This is a genomic window from Rhizobium oryziradicis (assembly GCF_001939045.1).
Lineage (GTDB): Bacteria > Pseudomonadota > Alphaproteobacteria > Rhizobiales > Rhizobiaceae > Allorhizobium > Allorhizobium oryziradicis.
In genome coordinates this window covers 327,242-349,026 of record NZ_MKIM01000031.1, presented here as the reverse complement: position 1 = coordinate 349,026, position 21,785 = coordinate 327,242, and the positions used below count along the sequence as shown (strand labels likewise).

At 55.4% G+C, this 21,785-nt stretch carries 16 protein-coding genes; 5 read left to right on the top strand and 11 right to left on the bottom strand.

Going from position 1 to position 21,785, the window contains the following annotated elements:
• Positions 1 to 4: 4 nt before the first annotated feature.
• The 4 genes from BJF95_RS21535 to BJF95_RS21520 form a co-directional block, all read right to left on the bottom strand.
• Positions 5 to 2,275 carry a chemotaxis protein CheA gene (locus BJF95_RS21535; protein ID WP_075641522.1) on the bottom strand — a complete coding sequence of 757 codons (2,271 nt, stop codon included), beginning with the start codon at positions 2,273 to 2,275 and terminating at the stop codon, positions 5 to 7.
• Positions 2,276 to 2,290: 15 nt separating this feature from the next.
• On the bottom strand, positions 2,291 to 2,656 hold the full coding sequence (cheY1, locus tag BJF95_RS21530; protein ID WP_075641521.1) for a chemotaxis response regulator CheY1: 366 nt from the start codon (positions 2,654 to 2,656) through the stop codon (positions 2,291 to 2,293).
• The gene (locus BJF95_RS21525) at positions 2,653 to 2,952 is read right to left on the bottom strand and encodes an STAS domain-containing protein (protein ID WP_075641641.1); all 300 of its coding nucleotides are present in this window, start codon (positions 2,950 to 2,952) and stop codon (positions 2,653 to 2,655) included. Before BJF95_RS21525 ends, cheY1 begins: the two co-directional genes overlap by 4 nt.
• 133 nt (positions 2,953 to 3,085) lie before the next feature.
• On the bottom strand, positions 3,086 to 4,669 hold the full coding sequence (locus BJF95_RS21520; protein WP_245297393.1) for a globin-coupled sensor protein: 1,584 nt from the start codon (positions 4,667 to 4,669) through the stop codon (positions 3,086 to 3,088).
• Positions 4,670 to 5,611: 942 nt separating this feature from the next.
• Here BJF95_RS21520 and dxr point away from each other — a divergent pair.
• Positions 5,612 to 6,805 carry a 1-deoxy-D-xylulose-5-phosphate reductoisomerase gene (dxr, locus tag BJF95_RS21515; protein WP_075641519.1) on the top strand — a complete coding sequence of 398 codons (1,194 nt, stop codon included), beginning with the start codon at positions 5,612 to 5,614 and terminating at the stop codon, positions 6,803 to 6,805.
• 37 nt (positions 6,806 to 6,842) lie between these two features.
• On the opposite strand, the gene BJF95_RS21510 is transcribed toward dxr, so the two are convergent.
• From BJF95_RS21510 to BJF95_RS21500, 3 genes are all read right to left on the bottom strand, one after another.
• Complete coding sequence (locus BJF95_RS21510; RefSeq protein WP_075641518.1) at positions 6,843 to 7,976, bottom strand: serine hydrolase domain-containing protein; 1,134 nt, start codon at positions 7,974 to 7,976, stop codon at positions 6,843 to 6,845.
• 124 nt (positions 7,977 to 8,100) lie between these two features.
• Entirely contained in the window at positions 8,101 to 9,315 is a 1,215-nt protein-coding gene (gene hemA / locus BJF95_RS21505) for a 5-aminolevulinate synthase (RefSeq protein ID WP_075641517.1), read from the bottom strand.
• Positions 9,316 to 9,585: 270 nt separating this feature from the next.
• A complete protein-coding gene (locus tag BJF95_RS21500; RefSeq protein ID WP_075641516.1) occupies positions 9,586 to 9,897 on the bottom strand; it encodes a hypothetical protein in 312 nt (103 codons plus the stop codon).
• Positions 9,898 to 10,047: 150 nt separating this feature from the next.
• Here BJF95_RS21500 and BJF95_RS21495 point away from each other — a divergent pair, with 150 nt between their 5' ends.
• From BJF95_RS21495 to BJF95_RS21480, 4 genes are all read left to right on the top strand, one after another.
• On the top strand, positions 10,048 to 10,311 hold the full coding sequence (locus tag BJF95_RS21495) for a YMGG-like glycine zipper-containing protein (protein ID WP_075641640.1): 264 nt from the start codon (positions 10,048 to 10,050) through the stop codon (positions 10,309 to 10,311).
• A 208-nt stretch (positions 10,312 to 10,519) separates the two neighbouring features.
• The gene (locus BJF95_RS21490) at positions 10,520 to 12,424 is read left to right on the top strand and encodes an autotransporter assembly complex protein TamA (RefSeq protein WP_425348716.1); all 1,905 of its coding nucleotides are present in this window, start codon (positions 10,520 to 10,522) and stop codon (positions 12,422 to 12,424) included.
• A gap of 51 nt (positions 12,425 to 12,475) precedes the next feature.
• Positions 12,476 to 16,645 (top strand): translocation/assembly module TamB domain-containing protein, encoded by a 4,170-nt coding sequence (locus BJF95_RS21485; protein ID WP_075641515.1) that lies wholly within the window; start codon positions 12,476 to 12,478, stop codon positions 16,643 to 16,645.
• 292 nt (positions 16,646 to 16,937) lie between these two features.
• The gene (locus tag BJF95_RS21480; RefSeq protein WP_075641638.1) at positions 16,938 to 17,417 is read left to right on the top strand and encodes a chemotaxis protein CheW; all 480 of its coding nucleotides are present in this window, start codon (positions 16,938 to 16,940) and stop codon (positions 17,415 to 17,417) included.
• A 242-nt stretch (positions 17,418 to 17,659) separates the two neighbouring features.
• Here the strand turns inward: BJF95_RS21480 and BJF95_RS21475 are convergent, their stop codons facing one another.
• From BJF95_RS21475 to fdhD, 4 genes are all read right to left on the bottom strand, one after another.
• On the bottom strand, positions 17,660 to 18,700 hold the full coding sequence (locus tag BJF95_RS21475) for an aldo/keto reductase (protein ID WP_075641514.1): 1,041 nt from the start codon (positions 18,698 to 18,700) through the stop codon (positions 17,660 to 17,662).
• Between the two features lie 156 nt (positions 18,701 to 18,856).
• Complete coding sequence (locus tag BJF95_RS21470) at positions 18,857 to 20,515, bottom strand: OFA family MFS transporter (protein WP_083638945.1); 1,659 nt, start codon at positions 20,513 to 20,515, stop codon at positions 18,857 to 18,859.
• A gap of 167 nt (positions 20,516 to 20,682) precedes the next feature.
• Entirely contained in the window at positions 20,683 to 20,955 is a 273-nt protein-coding gene (locus BJF95_RS21465) for a formate dehydrogenase subunit delta (RefSeq protein ID WP_075641512.1), read from the bottom strand.
• Positions 20,945 to 21,772 carry a formate dehydrogenase accessory sulfurtransferase FdhD gene (fdhD, locus tag BJF95_RS21460; protein WP_075641511.1) on the bottom strand — a complete coding sequence of 276 codons (828 nt, stop codon included), beginning with the start codon at positions 21,770 to 21,772 and terminating at the stop codon, positions 20,945 to 20,947. The genes BJF95_RS21465 and fdhD overlap by 11 nt, the downstream gene beginning before the upstream one ends.
• Positions 21,773 to 21,785: the final 13 nt, after the last annotated feature.

Genomic DNA, 21,785 nt, shown 5'->3' with positions numbered 1-21,785 from the left:
GATATTATCCCGCAACTGCCAGAGACATTTCTTGCCTGAGGGATTGGCCACGAGACGCTGACACAACAGCATCCACATCCAGAATAAGAGCCACACGACCATCACCCAGAATGGTTGCCGCAGCGATGCCCGGCACATGCGTATAGTTCGCTTCCAGAGACTTGATAACGACCTGACGCTGGCCTTGAATGGCATCAACCATCAGTGCGCGCTGGCCGCCGCCTTCAGATTCCACCAAAAGTGCAACACCATCGACCGGATTGGCCTGACTGGAGCGGAAATTCAGAATACGACCCACATCGACCAATGGGCAGAAGCTGTTACGGATCGAAATCAACCGCTGATTTGCGCCAAATGAATGAATATTTGCAGCTTCCGGCTGCAAGGTCTCAACAATTGCCGTCAACGGAACAACCAAAGTCTGGCCCGCAACTGTCACCACCATACCATCAAGAACGGCAAGTGTGAGCGGCAAGCTCATGGTGAAGGTTGAGCCATGGCCCGGGCGAGAGCTGATAGAAATACGACCACCAAGCGCCTGAATAGAACGCTTGACCACGTCCATACCCACGCCACGGCCCGAAATGTCCGAAATCTTGTCTGCCGTTGAAAAGCCGGGCATGAAGATCAGGTTATCGACTTCTTCATCCGACAAATTGGAATCGGCAGCAATAATATCGTTGTCAATCGCTTTCTGGCGCACGCGCTCGCGATTGATACCGGCACCGTCATCCACCAACTCGATGACAATACGGCCTGAGCGATGCTTTGCAGTGAGCTTGACAGTGCCTTCTGGATTTTTACCAGCGGCTGTGCGTTTTTCAGGGGTTTCAATCCCGTGGTCCACGGCATTACGGATCATGTGGGTCAGCGGCTCGGCAAGCTTGTCGATAACCGTCTTGTCCACTTCGGTGTTTTCACCTTCCGTGACCAGACGGATCGACTTGCCCACCATATCGGCCACTTCGCGAACGATACGCGACATGCGCTGGAAGACAGGCTTCACCGGCTGAGCGCGGATGGCCATAACCGAGTCCTGAATCTCGCGAGTCAGTTGCTGAAGTTCTTCCAACCCCATGTTGATCGAGGATGTGCCATTGGTGTCATTCTCGATCACGCTCTGCGAGAGCATGGCCTGATTGATAACCAATTCTCCCACCAGATTGATCAGGCGGTCAACACGGTCGAGATCAACGCGGATGGTCTGACCAGCCGCAGATGCGGCGGCCTGATTCTGTGCTGCGGCAGCAGCGGCAGCCGCTGCGGCAGCCGCAGGTGATTCCTTTTTCGGCTTTGCAGCTGCGGCAACAGCGTTGGCAACATTGGTTGCCGTCTCTGCAGCTTCAACGGCTTGTTCGGCCAGGCTCTGCGCGTCGCTGTCGTCAGAAGCATCACCTTCATCCAGCACGGAAAGGTCAAACGGAACCGGCACCATGGGCCGATCGTCGTCCGCTTCACCTTCAGGCGACTCTTCCAGAAGTTTTACGTCGAGTTCGCAATCCCACTCGGCAAATTCAAAAACCGTGCGGACACTCTCTTCGCCCTTGTCGGTCTTGACCACCACCCGCCAGGAAAAATAAGCGGATTCCGGGTCCAGCATGTCCAGCGTCGGGATGGTGTCAATATTGCAATGCAGGCTCACGTCACCGACGCGAGACAGATCACGCAGAAGCAGAGTTGCGTCATTGCCCTTGGAGTAGAGATCGGCACGGGGCTTGAAGGTCACTTCAAACGACGTCGAAATATCCACTGGCGCTTCTTCGCCAAACCCTTCAAACGTGAAGGGGATTGGCTGGAAGCCGCTGTCATCGCTTGGCGCAGGGGCAGGCGCGGCTGCCGGCTTTGCAGCCGCCTTGGGAGCAGGGGCTGGAGCAGCCGAAGGAGCCAGCGTCTCCCCATTGGCAAGCGCTTCAAGTTCCTTGACCAGACCGCTGGAGCGGGCCTCGTCAACACTGCCGCCATCTCTGGCCGCATTGGTCAAATCCGCCAGCACATCGGCTGAGCGAAGCATGACTTTCATCAGTTCCTGATGAGGTTCCAGCTTATTGGACCGAACGCCATCAAGAGTGGTTTCAAACACATGCGCGAAGGCAACGAGATCATCGAGACCGAACGCACCAGCGCCCCCTTTGATGGAGTGAACGGCTCGGAAAACGGCATTCACCGTTTCGGGGTCCCGGTCCCCATCATTCATTTTCAGAAGGCCCGATTCCAATTCCGCGAGTTGCTCCTCGCATTCCTGGAAAAAGATCTCTTTGATTTCGTTCATATCCATCGCGGGAAACCCTGTTTAAGCGGTTACACGTTCAATCGCATCAATCAGCTTGGTCGGATCGAATGGCTTGACAATCCACCCGGTCGCACCGGCCTGACGAGCACGATTCTTCTTTTCCGCATCACTTTCGGTGGTCAGAACAAGGATCGGCACTGCGCGGTATTTTTCATTCCGGCGCACACCCTCGATAAAACCGAAACCGTCAAGACGCGGCATATTGATGTCGGTCACGATGACATCAGGATTACATTCCTCAAGAACCTCAAGGCCCTCGATGCCGTCTTCTGCCTGAATGGTCTCAAAACCCGCATTGTTGAGGGTCACGAGAAGCATGTTGCGGATGGTTCTGGAATCATCCACAGTTAGGACTTTTTTCTTCATTGCCGGATCTCCGTCGCGACCAGCTGGTCGCCGTTCAAACCTAAGAGTTGCAGGGTTTTGGTGAAGGCATCAGATGCCTTCGTGATAGAAAAGGACTGCTTGTCAGCCTCCCAGGTTTTTACACCTGAGAAGAGTACCTGTACGCACAACGTGCCCATGCGCTCCACGCCGGACGCATCAATCTCAACGGAAGAGCCTCGCAAGGACAGAAGCTTGTCCTTCAGCTGAGATGCTTCATTCAAGTCTAGAACCGATGCCAGCTTCAATTGCTTCGATGCGCCTGTCTTGCTCGCCATAGGCTGTTTCCCTACTGTTTCTGTCTGCATTCCTATAAGGACACAGGGGTTAAAAACTTATCTTCTCCGGCACGGAAAACTGCTTTCGCCCTGGACCCGTATCCGTTGTATAAGGACTTAGTAAACAAACTTCTCACATCGATGCTCCGGCAGACCTAATTGGCACCAGAAAGTCATTTTTTGTTGAAACGTCCGCAAAAACCGACATTTGCCCATCGTCGATATCCGTTTGGAGTGCGCGGCCCTGCGGCGTAACAGCAGGCTCCGAGCGCTGCTTGCCAAGGCGCTCGATTGTAAATTGGCGTACAGTTTGCCCCAATTCGAGAATAACCGTGTGAAGATCACTGCTGTTTAAAGCAGACTGATGTGACATTTCTGCACTCATGCGTGACGCCGCGCCGCAGGCATCCAGCACACCGGCCATAACATCCAATGACCTTGCCTGTTCAGCGGTATCGCCGGCCAACGTGGCAACAGACTGATTGATTTCCACCACCTGACCCACGATGCTGGAAATCGCGCCTTGCGTCTTGTTGACCATTTGCACCCCGGCATCGACCTGGCTTTTTGTGGTCGCCACAAGCGCCTTGATTTCGCGCGCAGATTCAGCCGAACGCTGCGCAAGGGCGCGAACCTCTTGCGCCACCACGGCAAAACCACGACCCGAATCTCCAGCCCGTGCTGCCTCAATGCCGGCATTGAGCGCCAGAAGATTGGTCTGGAAGGCTATTTCATCAATGGAGCCAATAATATGGCCGATCTGTTCGGCAGAGGCCTCAATATCGGCCATGGCCGTGATGGCCTTGCCCACAACCTCGCCGCTCTGCTCGGCCGCCATAACCGTGCGCCCAACGGCCTCTTCTGTGGCTTTTGACTGGGCAGCACTGCGGCGCACATTGTCTGTTACGGCGCGAAGATTGGCATTGGCATGATCGAGATTGGCAGCTGCCTCTTCAGCACGCGCGCGCAGCTCTTCGCCCTGACGCGAAAGGCTCTCGCTTGCAGCACTCGCCTGCTCCCGGTACACATTCATCGCCGAAATTGCCAAGCAGATACTGTCGAGCGCGCTGTTGAATGTCGTGGCAAGCTCGCGATATTCTTCGGGCACATCGGTTTTGAGCCGACAACTCAGATCGCCTTCCGACAAGGCGCTAAATGTCTCTTGAAAGAGGTCTTGAACGCTTGCGCGCTCGCTTCGGCGCAGTTCGCTCAACTCGCGATGATGCTTGAGGCGCAGCTCATTGAAGCGCAGGGAAACGGAAATTTCAACGTCGACCATCACAAGGCGTATCAGCGCGCGAACAAGATCCTGCAGCTCTGCTGTGCGCTTGCGCGACGATGGAAGAAGGCCACGGCTGGCCAGATCCTGAAACACCGATACCACAAGATGCTCAAGAACCACGCCATGACCGGCAATCTGCCAGCGGGGATCCAACCCCATGCGGCTCTGGGTATCGGCCAGCACCTTCACCCGTTCGGCATACAGCGGATCAAAACGCGCATCGGTCATCACCTCCCAGTGGGAGATGTAAAGGTCATGCAATCGATCGATTTGCCGCTCGGAAGAAAACTGTCTGGCAGCATCGGGGGCCGTTTGAAAGCGATGAAAGAGATCTCTGATTCCAGCCTCGACATCGGCTTCAAGCCCAGGACGATAGCGGCGCAGCAAATCGCGCGTTTCAGCATCGAGACCGGCAAAGTTCAGCCTGTCACGCAAGCTTCCCGCCTGCGATCCCCCCGACCGTTCTGCCTCACCCTGCTGAACCAATTGCCAATCCCCTTCAGATCACCCCGTTGATAAGGGGCAGACCATGTTGCTGCGCTCACATTCTCTCGCACGCACAGCGTAAGCCGTGCTTTGCTCAAAGAAACTCTGCTTTGGAGATACCGGATCGAAACCGGCACGCGGGAGTGGCATCATGCCCATGGGGACGTCAAGCGCCCATTTCCGACGTATCCTGTCAATCTTATGGTTAATTTGTTGATTGAAGGTTAATAATTTTTACCGTTTATTATCATTTATTATCGCGATTTGCTGTCAGGAGCAATCTATCCACCATTGCAATCACGTCATATTTGCCGCTCGCCTGCGGGTCAGTCCAGCTTGGCGCAAGATTAAGTTGTGCTATAGTACGTATAGACGGCATGAATGTCGAAAGGTGGAGCAATGATTGTTCTTGGAGTTGTCGCAGCGGTGCTGGCAGCATTTACGATTTTGACGGTTTCGGTGAGCGAATGGCGCAAACCCGTAAATCTGTCCAGACCAATATTTTAAATATTGGCTTCACTGCGCGATCTTGCGCGACCATGACCCTCACCGAGATGCGGTGGCTGGGTTGCAGGCAAATGGCTTTCCCTGCTCGCTCCATTAAAGCTATGACTATACGACGCAGGTCAGTGTAAATCGCTGTTTTCGCTGCATAGTTTTACCACCCCCCCGTAAGCGATCTCGACAAGACGGTAAAAGATCGCGGCACAGACGGCAAAGCCTTGGTGTAAGTTGCTTGCTGCATGCCGAATTCCACTGTAGACGCTACAGACCAAAAAGTCTGATGCAGAGCGGCATACAGCATTGTGCGTTTTGTCAAAACTCCGATGCAGGAGAGCCGTGAAAACCTTGGCGCATCAGACACGAAGCAGTCACGCGCCGGATAGATTGATGAGCACCGTCACCACCTCACCACGCCGAATCACAATTTTGGGCTCCACCGGCTCCATTGGCACAAACACTCTGGATGTGGTTGCGCAACTGGGTGGATCGGCGAATTTTGAGATCATGGCCCTGACCGGCAATGGCAACATCGAGCTTTTGGCAAGCCAAGCTATTGCGGCGCGCGCCAAGCTGGCGGTCACGGCCGATGAAAGCCAATATATTGCCCTGAAAGATGCCCTTTCCAGCCATGGCATTGACGTCGCGGCTGGCACCAGCGGCCTTCAGGAAGCCGCAAGCCTGGAAGCAGATTGGGTGATGGCTGCAATTGCAGGCACGGCTGGACTGCAGCCCACATTGACGGCTGCGGCCCGGGGCGCAGATATTGCTCTCGCCAACAAGGAATGTCTTGTTTCCGCAGGTGATCTTTTTCTCGATACGGTCAAGCAAGGCGGCGGCAAGCTGATTCCGGTCGATAGCGAACACTCTGCCATTTTCCAATGTCTGGATGAAAGCCACCGTGACACGCTGGAGCGCATTGTGCTGACCGCCTCGGGCGGGCCGTTTCGCACCTTCAGCCGCGCCCAAATGGCCGATGTCAGCGTGCAGACGGCGCGCGCCCATCCCAATTGGTCGATGGGTCTCAAGGTTTCCATTGGCAGCGCTTCGATGTTCAACAAGGCGCTGGAGATGATTGAGGCAAAGTATCTTTTCGATGTCCGCCCCGAGCAGATTGAAGTGATTGTCCATCCGCAATCCATCATTCATTCCATGGTGGGATACACCGACGGCTCTGTGATTGCGCAGCTTGGCGTGCCGGATATGCGCACCGCCATCGGCTATGCCTTGACCTATCCCAAGCGCAGCCCCTTGAATGTGGATCGCCTTGATTTTACCAAGCTGGCGCGGCTCGATTTCGAGGCACCCGACGAGAGCCGTTTTCCAGCCATCCGGCTGGCGCGCACGGCATTGGAGCGTGGCGGTCTGCAAGGTGCCGTGCTTAACGCGGCTGATGAAGCGGCCTTTGAAGCCTTTGTCGATGAAAAAATCCGCTTTCTCACCATGGCAGACATTGTTGAAGAGGTGATGGACACGCTCTCCGGGCTAACACCAGCAACCTCCATTGCTGATGTCTTTGCCGCAGATGCCGAGGCGAGAAACCTTGCCCACAGGTTGATCAAAGCCAAAACACGGGCAGCTTGACCGCTTACCTGAGACAGAAAGAGTGGGGAATACCCACTCAACCAAGCTCTTGATAAATAACGCGGCGCAACTGTTCCGGATATTCACCAATACAGGCATTCATCGCGGTATTGGTGAAACTCACCCCCGTAAGACCATGGCTTGGATCGATGAACCAGCTATGGCCATAGACCCCGCCCCATTGCAACGCGCCCACCGGCAAAACCGTATTTGCCGCATCCGGTTTGGCGACAATCGCACCAAAGAAGCCAAACCGCATGCCCTTATGCGCCTCCGACATCTCAAGATCACCAATCTGGTTGGAGAATCCGGCTTCAACCGTTGCTTTTGACAGAATTGGCCCGCCGCCCGCGGCCAGAGCGTCAAGCAGTTTCAGCATGTCACCTGCGGTGCCAGCCATGCCTGCGCCGCCCGATTGATAGGCCTTTTGATTGTGGATTCGCGAAGGCGAAAAGATTGTCTGGCCGAACGCCTCGCTGCCGACCGGACAAGGGTCTGTCATCCGCCGTGGCCGTGGTGTGTCATCGGCATAGGGCACGGCAAGGCGGCTCTCGTCGGTGACGCTGAATCTGGCATCAACAATGCCCAACTTTGAATTGACATAGTGATCAATGGCGCTTTGCAGACTATCCCCATGGGCCGCAGCAATCACCGCGCCCAACACATCCGTGCCGCAGGAATAGAGCCATTGCGTCCCCGGCACAAAGGCCAGCGGAATAGCATTGAGGCGACTGAAATTTTCCTCGAGACTGAGATCTGTATTGCCAAGGCCAAGATTGACGGCCAGATCCGGCGGTAAGCGCTCAAGCTCTGGGTTATAAGACAGACCAGAGGTATGAGTCAGCAAATGGCGAATGGTGATCGCGGCTTCCTGGCCATCCGGGGTTTTGGGATGAAACCACGGAATGTAAGTCCTTGCGAGATCATCCAGGGCGAGTACGCCGCTCTCGACCATGGCAAGGCAGGTGGTTGCCACAAACGGCTTGGTGCAGGACGCATAGCGAAAAATGCTGTCCAGCGTAACAGGTTTTTTCGCCTCACGATCTGCCAGACCAGCGGCATGCTGCACCATAGGCTGCCCGTTTTTGTGTACAAGCACAACAGTGCCGACAATTTCCTCGCGGGCGACCGCATCATCCAGAAATCGCGTGATATTTTCACCAATAGCCATGAAAAATCTCCTCCTAAAACCAGGATTTTAGGAAGAGAAGCACAAAAATGGCAAGTGCCATCCGACAGCTACACGCAAAAATGTACACATTGCGTAGATCTGTTGCTGGCTAACAAAATGGTGTTTACGCCACGGCCCGTGCCAGCGCACAGCGCGACCACAATTGGTGAAGGGCACCCACCAGATGATTGAGGTCTTCATCCGAATGCAGAGGCGTTGGCGTGATGCGCAAGCGTTCGGTTTTCTTCGGCACCGTGGGATAGTTGATAGGCTGCACATAGATATTGAAATTATCCAGCAGGATATCCGAAATCCACTTGCACTTGGCCGCATCACCCACAATCACCGGCACAATATGGCTTGGGTTTGGCAAATGCGGAATACCACGGGCATCCAGCATGGACCGCAGACGGCGCACCCGCTCCTGATGGGCAAAGCGCTCGATCTGGCTGGATTTCAAATGCTGGATGGACGCAACCGCCCCCGCAGCCAAAGATGGCGGCAGAGCAGTGGTGAAGATGAAGCCCGAAGCAAACGAGCGAATAAAATCGCAAAGCGCATTGGACGCGGCAATATAGCCACCCATGACGCCAAAGGCCTTGCCAAGCGTGCCTTCGATGATGGTCAAGCGGTCCATAATGCCTTCGCGCTCGGCCACACCGCCGCCGCGTGGACCATACATGCCAACGGCATGAACTTCATCCAGATAGGTCATGGCACCATAGGCATCGGCCAGATCACAGATCTCCTTGATCGGCGCAATGTCTCCATCCATCGAGTAGACGGATTCAAAGGCAATCAGCTTTGGAGCCTTGGGATCGGCGGCCTTCAGTTTTGCCTCAAGATCTTTCAGATCATTGTGCTTCCAGATGACGCGCTCGCATTTCGCATAGCGAATCCCCTCGATCATCGAGGCATGGTTCAAGGCGTCAGAAAAAATAATCAGGCCAGGGATTTTTTGACCGAGCGTGCCAAGGGTTGCCCAATTCGAAATATAACCAGAGGTGAAGATGAGCGCCGATTCCTTGCCATGCAAGTCGGCAAGCTCATTTTCCAGCAGAACGTGGTAGTGATTGGTGCCAGAAATATTCCGGGTGCCGCCAGCACCCGCGCCACAGTGGTCGATGGCGGTTTTCATGGCATCAACAACGCGCTCATTCTGGCCCATGCCCAGATAATCGTTGGAACACCACACAGTCACCTCGTGCGAGCCGTTCTCCGTGTAGCGCGTCGCTTTTGGAAAACTGCCACGCTGGCGCTCAAGATCGGCGAAAACGCGGTATCGACCCTCTTCGTGTACTGCGCTCAGTTCGCTCTTGAAAAACGCTTCGAAATCCATTGCGCTCGCTCCAATCTATCCATCTCTCTTTTGAGAGCCTTCGGGGCAGCGGTCAACCCCTTTTGTAAAGTGATTCTAAACTGCGACAAATCGCGCCAAAGATCAATCTTTAAGTGTATTAAAAAATAAAACACCCAAAGATAGCATTCCCATCATTCAAAACCAACAGGATGAAGACTCCCACGGTCAAACGATTACTGGATCAACACGCCTTCTGACTTGATCTACGTCAAATTCCAAACAGTCTGACACAATCATCTTAAAATGCTGCTACCCAAAACGGCAAAATCCCCTCGCGCGCAACCAAGAGCCGGTGCGCGCCAGCATGGATTTACGATGGATCTGTTGAGAGGAAAAGCAGAGCATCAGTGCTCTATTTTGAATGGGGCGTGTCTCTGCCTGTATTGTATCGGGCTTAAACCACCGAAAAAAATCAAAACCCATAAAAAAATACTGTCTGTCTCCGTGGACTTCGCGCAAAGCCGCCATATCTTGTCTTTGAAAGCGCAACAAATGGATTTCCGTATCTTGCGCTCGATCTAAAGGCAGGACCTGCGTATGGAGCATGACGGCATCGTTCATGAGTGCATTATGGTGACACTCTGAAAAATTTATAATGACACCATCACTTTACCTTAAATCCAACCCGATCTAGGTTACAGTGTGGCAAAATGCTGTCATGCAGGGGCGAGCATTTCCGGGCAACCGGACCGATCAAATGTGGAGATGATCATGAAGAAAGCAATTATACTGTTACTTGCGGGGCTTTCAGTTGCGGGTTGCTCGCAAACTGAAAAGGGTGCAGGCATTGGTGCGGCATCCGGTGCCATCATCGGTGGCCTGGCAACCGGCAACGTGCGCGGTGCAGCTGTTGGTGCGGCCATTGGTGGCGTGGCTGGTGCGGTTATTGGCAAGGTCAGCGAACAGCCAGGCCAGTGCTACTACCGTGACCGTTACGGTCGCCGCTATGTAGATGCTTGCCCAAGCAACTATTAATCAAAAGCATGTTTCAAACCCGGCGCATGGCGTCGGGTTTGAAATTTGAGGCGCAATTTGCGTCAAAACGTTACACATCTGTAAAGTTCCTATCTATAGTGTGGAGGAGGATGCTCCTACAGTTTCGATCGGCGCGTATTTGCCGGGCTGTGGGGTTGGCAGCACAATGTGAGGAATTGAGACACTGTCTACAGCAGGTGAGTCGATATTGCCGGATTTGCGTATTGGGTTTCGGAGATCAGCGCGTCTGTTGGTATGTGCCATAGGGGCGACAGCATGCCTGCATCCCTTGCAGGCCCACGCCTTCACCATTTTTGGCGTCACCCTGTGGGGCGAAAACAAAGCCTCCACAGATGTTATTGACCCTGTCAATTACAACATCACCTTTAACACACCGCAGGCATCTAAAGATTTGAAGAATGCACTGGAGAGCAGCTCCATGCTGCTTCAGGACAAATCAAAACCGGTTTCGGGCGATCTGGGCGTGGTCATAAAGGCCAACGAAGATCGGGAGCGTCTGCTGGCAACCCTTTACGAACATTCCTATTATGGTGGCGTGATCACCATCACCATAAACGGCACCCCGCTGGACAGTTTGCCGCCCAATCCCACGTTTTCCCGCAGCACTCCGGTTGCCGTTGATGTCACCGTGGAGCCCGGGCCGCTGTTTACGCTTCGCAACGTGCGGCTGACCGATGATGCGCAAAATATGAACCCGGCGACTTACGATCTGGTGGTCGGAAAGCCTGCCGGTTCTTTGGCGATCATCAAGGCCGCCAACAAGATGCTGGATGATATCAAGGCCAACAGCCAGCCACTGGCCCAGATTGCCAAACGTGATGTGGTGGCAGATCATGCCAACAACACGGTTGATGTCACGATTGCCATCAAGTCCGGCCCCGTTGCGCCGCTCGGCCCGGTCACGGTGTCCGGCAACAAGGCGGTGGATGCCGGATTTATTCAAAAATATTCACGCCTCAACGCAGGCCAGCCCTATAAGCCGGAAGACCTGCGCAAAGCCTCGGATCGGCTGCGCAAACTCGGTGTTTTTTCATCCATCACGGTTCATCAGGCCGATAAGCTCGATGCCAATGGTGCAATTCCGCTTAACATCAGAGTGTCGGAAAGCAAGTTCCGCTATTTCGGCGCAGGTGCCACCTATTCCACCATCGATGGTGCCGGGCTACAGGGCTATTGGGGCCATCGCAACCTGTTTGGTCGCGCTGAATCGCTGCGGGTAGATGGCTCTGTCAGCGGCTTTGGCAAGAGCTCAGGCGCATCCAAACTGGATTATGCGGCGGGCGTCAGCTTTTCCAAGCCCGGCTTTTTGCTGCCGTCCGGCACGCTGGATGCCAGCATCAAAGCGGCGACCCTGAACACGGATTCCTATAAGGCCGACACCATCACCGGCAGGCTGGGCTATTCCTACGAGCTGACCGATGTTGATACCGTGTCTGTCGGCACATCCTTGCAATATGCAAGGGTCAACGATGCCTTTGGCCGCAACAATTACCTGACCTTTTCCGTTCCGCTCGATTATGCCCGCGACACCCGCGATGACAAATTGAACCCGACAGAAGGCTATCACGCCACGCTCACGGCAGCGCCCAGCTACGAATTCAGAAACGGAACCATTTTTTCCAACGCCGAAGGCTCAATCTCGGGCTATTATGGTCTCGGCATGGAAGATCACGTGGTTCTGGCTGGCAAGCTGGCGGCAGGCACCTTGTTCAGCAACGGCGATCTGGTGGATATTCCAGCCAACCGGCGCTTTTTCTCCGGCGGTGGAGGCTCGGTGCGCGGCTACGCCTATCAGGGTATTTCGCCCAGAAACAGCGACGACAAGGCAACCGGCGGACTATCTTACGTCACGGCATCTGTTGAAGCCCGCGTGCACATCACCGACAGCATCGGCCTTGTGCCCTTTCTGGATGTCGGCACCGTATCAGATAGCCAGGTGCCCGATTTTTCCAATATCAAGGCGGGTGCGGGCCTTGGTCTTCGTTATGCCACACCCTTCGGCCCTATTCGGCTGGATGTGGCTTTGCCGCTTAATCCCTACCCCAAAGGCGACAAATACGGCATCTACGTCGGCATTGGGCAAAGTTTCTAAAGCTTGTGCGGAAACAATAATCCTCCGGACAAGAGAAAGCGACGTGCAGATATGAGCCAGCTCAAGATCTTCCTCTCAAGCCTCGGCCGATATTGCATCTATGGCCTTTGCATCATTGCAGGCCTGCTTGCCATTGCCCTGACACTTGTTGGTACCACGCAATTTGGCACGCGCTTTGTGAGTGATCTCGTCGCCTCGCTTGTTTCCAAGCCCAACAGAATCGTGGCAATCGACAATGTCAGTGGCTTGCTGGACGGCCATTTGCGGGCTGGCCGCATCACTGTGTCAGATGCCAACGGCACCTACGCACAGGTGAAAGACCTGTCTATCGACTGGTCGCCTCTCGCGCTGCTATCCAAGCGTTTTGCTGCATCCAACATTGAGGCAGCATCTGTTTCCGTCACCCGCGAGCCGCTGCCAACAACCGAAGAGGCACCGGCCAGCACATCCACGCAAAGTGGTTTTTCGCTGCCGCTGGGTATAAAAATTGATCAGGTGTCGCTGCCCGAAATCCGCCTGGGTAGCGCATTGCTCGGCCATGAGCAGGTGTTAGCCTTGAGCGGCAATGTCGATGCCAACCAAGACACAATCGACGGTAACATCAACCTCAACCGCGCGGATCAGCCGGATGCAGCGCTGCGGGCCAGGCTGGCCTATGCGCCCAACGAAAACCGGCTGGACATCAATGCCTTGCTGCGCGAACCAAAGGGCGGTGTGCTGGTGAAACTTCTCCAGCTCGAAGACAGCCCGGCCCTGGATATCACCCTGATTGGCGGCGGCCCACTCAATGATTGGAAGGGAACACTTCAGGCTGCCCTGGATGGCACGCCCCGGCTGGAGGTGGACGCAACCCACCGCGCGGATGCGGCCGGACAAAGAGTGACCGTTATTGGTTCTGGCGCGTTTGACAGCCTGTTGCCACCCAATTTCCGCGGGCTTTTTGCCGGCAAAACCCAAATCGACATTGCCGCCCACAGGGCGCAGGATGGCGCGATCACGGTGGAGCGCGGCAAGATCGACACCAACAGTCTCTTCCTCAATACCCATGGCACCTACGCTGTCAAAGGCAACAACACGCTAACGGCCACCCTCACCGCCAAGAATGGAACGATCCCCTTCAACTGGCCGCTGGCGCAAGGCCGCCTGAGCGCACAGATTACCACCATGGCACTCAGCCTGACCGGGGCTGCGGAAGCCGCCAAGGTGACAGCCAAGGCCGAGGTGAAAAGCCTGTCCGTCCCGCAAGGCACGTTTGGCAATGTTGCGCTGGACGCAACATCCGATGCCTTCAACCTCACCACCGGCACCGGCACCCTGGACAGCGTGTTGCGTATCGGACAGGCGCAGTTGAGCGATGAAAATCTGGCCCGCGCGATACAGGCACCCCTGACCATCAAAGCCCCGATTGCCATCACCCAACAGCAGATTTCGGCCGCTCCGGTAACCGTCGAGAGCCCCGGCATTGGCGGCACCATGGATGCCAGCTATGCGCTGGCGCAGCAACAAGCGGACGCCCGCTTTACCCTGTTTGCGGCCCCAAGCGCCCTGCCCGCACAATTTGCCAGCAAGCTGAAAGACATGGTCAAGCTGACGGGCGAAGCCAGCTATTCTCCATCCAATGGCATCACTGTTCCAAGTTTTTCTATCAATTCCAACCTGTTGACTGCCAAGGGCAGCATCAGCCTTGCCGCTCAGGTTCTGGCAATACAAATCTCCGGCACGCTCAAAGATCTGGCGGCTGTGCAGGCCAACACCTCGGGCAAAGCGGAATTTGACCTCAATGCCAAAGGCCCGTTGGACGATTTGAAAGCGGATGCCAACATAACAATTGCCTCCGCCAAGCTGGCTGGCCGTAACCTTTCTGACTTTTCGATGCAAGCCAATGCAACATTGGCAAAAGATGCGCCTGCGGCCACCTTGTCGGCGAAGGGCAAGCTGGATGGAAAGCCGGTCGATGCCAGCCTGAAGCTGACCTCCAAGGATGGCACAACCGCGATGCCGGACATGGTCTTGACCGTCGGTGCCAACCATTTGCAAGGCGCTATGACGTTTTCAAAAGCCTTTTTGCCCACGGGCAAACTGGACTTCACCTTTCCCGATCTCGGCCTTCTGGCAGCCCTTGGCGGCCAAACGGCATCTGGTGATTTGAACGGCACAATCACACTGGCAGAGAGTAGCGGCAAGATCAGTGCAAACATCGCGGCCAAAGGCAGCACGCTTCGCACAGGAAGCGTTACGGTCAATGCCCCCGTTGTCGCGCTCAGCAGTTCTGATCTGCAATCCTTGGCGCTGGAAGGCTCCATCAAAGCCGCTCGCATTGACGCGGGCAGCGCGCTTTTGGAAAGCCCCGCTCTGCAACTGAGCCGAAATGGCAACCGCACAGACGTGGATCTCAGCGGGCGCTACGATAACGCGCCGCTCAGTGGCAAAACCACAATCACGCAAGATGGCGGTCGCCTTGCCATCGCCTTGCAAAGCTTTGCAGCCGCGCCACGCGGCATTGCCGTTACCCTTGCCAAACCCGCAGCCATCACCGTGCAAAATGGCGACGTCACCATTGACACGCTGGCGATCAAAGCGGGCAGCGGTATGCTGACACTGAAAGGCCGGGCGGGCGACACGCTCGATCTGGCGGGTGAGATAAAGGCCTTGCCAGCCTCCCTCGCCAACGGTTTCAAAGCAAATCTTGATGCAAGCGGCACAATTTCCGGCACCATCAATGCATCGGGCAAAGGGTCTGATCCGAAAGTCACCTATGACTTACGCTGGAACGATGGCACCGTTGCCGCATTAAAGGCCGCTGGCCTGCCACCTGTAACCGTGTCGGCAGCTGGCACTTACGCCGCCAACCGTGTGTCGGTGCAAAGCACCGTCACCGGCGGCGGGCTGAATGTCAAAGGCGGCGGCACGCTTGATCTCAACGGTTCCAGACCGCTGGACATGCAATTCAACGGCAGTCTGCCACTTTCAGCCGTGCAAGGTTTGGCGACCAAGCAAGGCTTGGTGACAGAAGGAACCGTGCTTGCCGACATTCGCGTTGGCGGCACCATCGCCGCCCCATCGATCACCGGCAACATCACATCAAAAGGTGTGCGGCTGATTGACATCAAGCGCAACATTGCTCTCGAAGGCGTAACCGTCGACATTGCCCTGACAGGCGATCAGGCCCGGATCAACACCCTGTCGGGCAAGATCTCTGCGGGCGGCACGCTCACGGTCACGGGGACAGTTGATCTGAAATCAGCCGACTTGCCGACAGATCTCAGCGTCAAGCTTGATCGCGCCGTCTATGTCGATGGATCGCTGGTGACATCAACGGTGAATGGAACACTGGGGTTGAAAGGGCCGTTGCTGGCCAGCCCAACTCTGTCTGGCCGTTTGACGCTGGATAAGACGTCCATCATCATCCCCTCGAAATTGCCCAGTTCGATCGCGCAGCTCAACATCAAGCACCGTCATGCGCCTGCCGACGTGAAACGCCAGTTGGCGATTTTGCAAACGGATGATCCGTCCTCAAACAAGGATTCCACCATTGCGCTGGATCTGATCATCTCCGCACCTTCGCAGATCTTTGTGCGCGGACGTGGCATTGACGCCGAGCTGAACGGTGATGTGACCATCAGGGGAACGGCGGCCAACCCGATTGTATCGGGCGGGTTTACCTTGCGGCGCGGCCGCATCCTCATTCTCACCAAGCGCCTTGATTTCAGCTCTGGACAAATCACCTTTGGCGGCGGGCTTGTGCCGGTGATCAATTTCGTGGCCACCACCACGTCAGGCAGCACCACGCTGAACTCCACCATTTCCGGCGTGGCAACGGACCCTGATATCGATTTTTCCTCCAGCCCATCCCTGCCGCAGGATGAGATTTTGGCACAGCTGATCTTTGGGCAGTCCCTCTCCAAACTTTCACCGCTGCAAATTGCCCAATTGGCGGATGCGGTCAGCCAATTGGCGGGCGGGCGCTCAACGTCGCTGTTTAACAGCCTGCGCGGTGCCGTGGGCGTTGATGACCTCGACATCAGCACCGATGCCAAGGGCAATGCGCAGGTGGGTGCGGGCAAATATCTCAACGACAAGACCTATCTGGAATTCCAACAGAGCACCGAGGGCAGCAAGGCCATTATCAATCTCGATGTTGGCCGTGGCTTCAAGCTGAAGGGCTCGGCCGGATCAGGCGGCTCCAGCGGCGGCGGGATTTTCTATGAGAAGGAATATTGAACAGGGATGATTTTCTTGGGAAAACATCCATGCGGCACCCACACATGTGCAGAGCACAATTGGCAAAAATCCCGATTAAATAGTGCAAGCAATTTAGATTTGAGAAACATTCTTCCGCTATAGTCAGGTCCAACAGCTATGGAGCAAGGAGCTTTTCCAAGCGAGATAGATCAATTGCGTGGTGTGTGCGTCTCGAAAACGCAAGACGCGCAAAAGCAGACAAATGGCGAAAACCGCCCGAGAGCAGAGGTTGCAGATCCTCAATTCGGGCACGGACAGGCGGGACACAGACATGGCCACACCTATAAACCCCACCAATTTCGGCGGTGAAAACCTTGAAATCATTGCGTTTCGCCTGCACGATCAGGAATTCTGCGTGAAAACCACCACCATTCGCGAAATTCGCGGCTGGGCACCATCAACACCCATCCCACACGCACCTGCGGATGTGATTGGTGTGATGAACCTGCGTGGTTCGGTTATTCCAATCATTGATCTGGCCTATAAGCTCGGCATGCGCAGCACCGTCGCCAATGAGCGCTCTGCCATTGTTGTAGCCGAAGTGCACAATATGGTCATCGGCATGTTGGTTGACCGCGTTTCCGACATTCTGACCATTCCAGCCATTCAGGTTCAGCCAGTGCCTGAAGTTTCTGCCTCGTTCGACAAATCCTTCTCTGAAGGCATTATCGCCAACGAACACGGCATGATCTGCTTCTTGAACCTTGCCAAGATGTTCAAGGGCAGCGATCTGGAAGAACTGGCCGCGTAATCGCCGCAGAAAACATGCCTCCCGTTGAAGTCGCCGGATGACCAATCCGGCGACTTTTTCTATGTCTATTGCACAATTGCTTCAATCGGAGTGGGTTTAAGGCGAAAATTATCCGCCAGATTAGAGTTTGTCAGGGAAAAGTGGAATCCGGTTTTTCTGATCAGACAAACTCAAACAAAGGAATCTAGAGTCTGTCTGGTTCAATCTGAACCTGATAGACTCTAAAGCTGTTACTGCGTCTTTTACGGCTTGAATGGCTTGGGAACGCGCCCAGCGCCTTGACGCTCCAGCATCCAGCCGGGATATTCCGCAGGCAAGGCACTGACCTCGTCAAGCCGGGCCAAGTCTTGCTCCGACAATCGCAGATCGACGGCTTTGAGGTTTTCGTCCAGCTGCTCCAGCCGCTTGGCCCCGACAATCACACTGGTGACAAAGGGCTTGGCCAGAATATAGGCCAGCGCCACCTCGGCCACGCTTGCGCCATGGTTTTGGGCGATCTCACGCATCAGGGCCACGCAGTCCCAAGCCCGATCTTTGTTGACGGGCGGAAAATCAAAACTGGCGCGGCGGCCTTCACCATTTCCGGGCGCACCGGGGCCATATTTGCCAGACAGCAAACCACCCGCCAGAGGCGACCAGACCATCAAGCCCATTTTCTCCTCTTTCAAAAGCGGAACAATTTCCCGCTCCAGATCGCGCCCGGCAATCGAATAATAGGCCTGTACTGTTTCAAACCGGGCATAGCCCTTGCGCTCTGAGATACCAAGCGCCTTGGCAATGCGCCACGCCGCCCAGTTTGACAGGCCGATGTAGCGCACCAGATCACGCGACACGAGATCATCCAGCGCCCTCAAGGTCTCCTCAATCGGCGTCACGGTATCGGTGGCGTGGATCTGGTAGAGATCGATATAATCGAGCTGCATCCGCTCAAGGCTTGCTTCCACCTGATCGAGGATATGCCCGCGTGAGGCACCGCGATCATTGGGCCTATCGCCCATCGCGCCGTAAAACTTGGTGGCAATCACCACATCCTTGCGAGCAACGTTGAGATTTTGCAGCGCCTGCCCCAGAATCTGCTCCGATACGCCGCCAGAATAAACATTGGCCGTGTCAATGAAATTGATGCCAGCCTCCAGGGAGCGTTCGACAATGGTGTCGGCTGCCGCCTGATCAACATCGGCGATAGCACCCCACATACTGCTTCCGGCCTCGCCAAAGGTCATGGTTCCAAGGCAAAGCTCAGAGACAAACAGGCCCGTATTTCCCAATTGATTGTAACGCATGGTGTGAAACTCCCTGAAATCAAAGCTGGGTAGCGAAATGCTTTCCCATCATGTGACGCCCCATTCGGGTGTTTCAAGGCGCAATGTCATCACATTGTCCGTGACAACAAAAAAAGGGGCAGCCAAGCCACCCCTTTTATCCATCCTGTGCAATGGTTAGCCAAACAGCACAAGCGTGCTTTTCAGCGTCACCCAGACACCCCACAGAAGCGGAATGCCCACCACGGCCCAAGCCAGCAGGGCCTTGGCATCAAAGCCACCCTTGTCGATCCCGAAAGAACCGGTCTCGGCGCTGTTGGCCGCAGCGGATTTGGCCTGAAGTGCGGCCACCTCGGCATCGGACATGAACCATTTGTCCGAAAGCGGCTTAACAAGGAAGTTGGCAAGCAGGCCAAGCACCAGCATGCCAGACAAGATATACATCGTGCCGCTGTAGAGCGCAGGACCGGGTGCAACACCGGCCGAAATCTGTGCTTCGCGAATATAATTGACCACAGTTGGTCCCAAAATACCCGCTGTGGCCCAGGCCGTGAGCAGGCGTCCATGGATTGCGCCCACAAATTGCGTGCCGAAAATATCAGCAAGGTAAGCAGGCACCGTGGCAAAACCACCACCATACATTGACAGAATGACACCCAGTGCCAGCACGAACAGAGCCTTTGAGCCCATAAGTGCCAGTGTCGGGGTCAGCGCATACAGCACAATGCCCAGCAGGAAGAAGCAGTAATAGGTGTTTTTGCGGCCCAGACGATCGGACATCGAAGCCCAGAAGAAGCGCCCGCCAATATTAAACAGCGACAAAAGCCCGGTAAATCCGGCGGCAATGGCTGCAATCTGCGCCTTTTGTGTTGGATCCAATTGCGAGAAGCTCAAGCCCGGCTGACCAATCAGTGAGCCGGCAAAAATTTCCTGAAGCATGGGCGAAGCAACACCCAGCACGCCGATACCGGCAGAAACGTTGAGGCAAAGCACAGCCCAGATCAACCAGAATTGCGGGGTCTTGTGCGCATCACGCAGGTGCACATGGCGTGTGGTGATCATGCTGCTTTTAGCAACAGGAGGAACCCAGCCTTCCGGACGCCAGCCAGCTGGTGGAATGCGATAGCTGAAAGCGCCGCCCATCATGAACACGAAATAGATGCCGGCCATCACCAGAAAGGTCTGCCATACGCCAATGGTGCCATCGACGCGGAAATAGCTCATCAAAATATTGGCCAATGGCGCGCCAATCATGGCACCGCCGCCAAAGCCCATGATGGCCATGCCCGTTGCCATGCCGCGACGGTCTGGAAACCATTTGATCAGCGTGGACACCGGAGAAATATAGCCAAGGCCCAGACCGATGCCGCCAATCACGCCTGCACCAATCCACATCAGCCACAATTGATGGGTCATCACCCCGATGGCGGCGACCACAATGCCACCACACCAGCAGCAGGCCGAAACGAACCCGGCACGACGCGGCCCCACACGCTCCAGCCAGCCACCCCAGAGAGCGGCAGAACAGCCCAACAGCACAAAAAACAGGGTATAGATCCAGCCCAGATCAGCAACACGCCAATTGCAGGTGGTGGTGGTCAGCGCATCCAGCAAGGACATGCTGGTGCAGCTCGCCGGAACAGATGTTCCCAGCGCCTTGCTGAGTGGCAGCCAGAAAACGCTGAAGCCATAAGCCATGCCGATGCACAGGTGGATGGCCAGCGCTGCCGGTGGCACAAGCCACCGGTTAAAACCCGGCTGGGCAATAATTCTTTCCCGGTCCAGAATACCTGCAGGTGTTGTCGCCCCGGTCCCCGGCGCACTTGTCACTGCCATGCGCATTTCCTCCTGATGTCGTCCCGAAATCATTCCATATTTCTAAAATTGCGATGCATCATATTGTAAAGCTTACAAAAAATCTCACGGCAGGCCTTGCCCCCAACAGTATGCTGCACGCAATACAATTTTAAGACCCTGCCCTTTTCATCCACCATGATTGTGGATCACGCCGTCTTTTCTCCCGAAAGACCAAATGATCTGCTGGAATTATCAACAGGTCGATGAATCAATGTCGCAGCAGAGATCACCAATGGGTCAAGGCCATCGCCACCCGCGTCTACCAGCTCGAAAAATTGAGCCCGCATGCGCGGCTCCCAGAATTTGTTGATATGGGTGGCAATGCCCGCAAGGCGCTCACTTTCCGGCTGAGACTTGAAAAACGTGGCAATCTGATTGGCCATGCGGACAAGTTTCTCTGTGATATGGTCATGCGACATAGCTTGATGTCCCTGTATTCAATCGGTCGGCCCGGGTAAAAATTTCAAAATCCTGATGCCGGGCAATGCCAATCAGGGTCATGCCAGCGCTAACCGCTGCGCGGATCGCAAGCGCCGTCGGCGCAGAAATGGCAATCAACACCGGGCATCCCAAGGCCGCTGTCTTCTGCACCATCTCGACGGACAGGCGGCTGGTGACAACCACCGCCCCCTCCTCGCCACGCCGCCCCGCCTGCAGCACTGCGCCCACCAGCTTGTCCAAAGCATTGTGGCGGCCCACATCCTCGCGAATGGCCAAAAGACCTTGGCCGGGAATATAAAATCCCGCGCCATGCACGGCGTGGGTTTTGTTGTTCAAGTCCTGAGCAGCACCCAGGGCCTTGATGGCGGCGTGAATATCATGCGGCGTCAAGGAAAGCGAAGACGCACCAATGCTTGGCACATTGCGCGTTGCCTGCTCAATCGATTCAATGCCGCACAGGCCACAGCCAACCGGCCCGGCCATCTGGCGCCTTCGCGCGGTTAGCGCCTCAACATTGGCGTCTTTGAGCATCACCTGCACATCAATACCGTCACCGGCCTCGATCGGCTCCACAGAAACAACATCACTGAGCGTTGAGATAATGCCCTCAGCCAGTGAGAAACCAATGGCAAAATCTTCAAGATCCGCAGGTGTTGCCATCATCACGGCATGGGTTGAACCCCGATAGGAAAAGGCGATTGGCACTTCCTCGGGCACAATCCGGCTGGCCTCAACCGCAACACTCTGGCGATATTGCAGCACGGACACGGTACGGGCGGCATCAATAGTGGTCATTGGCACCTCCCGT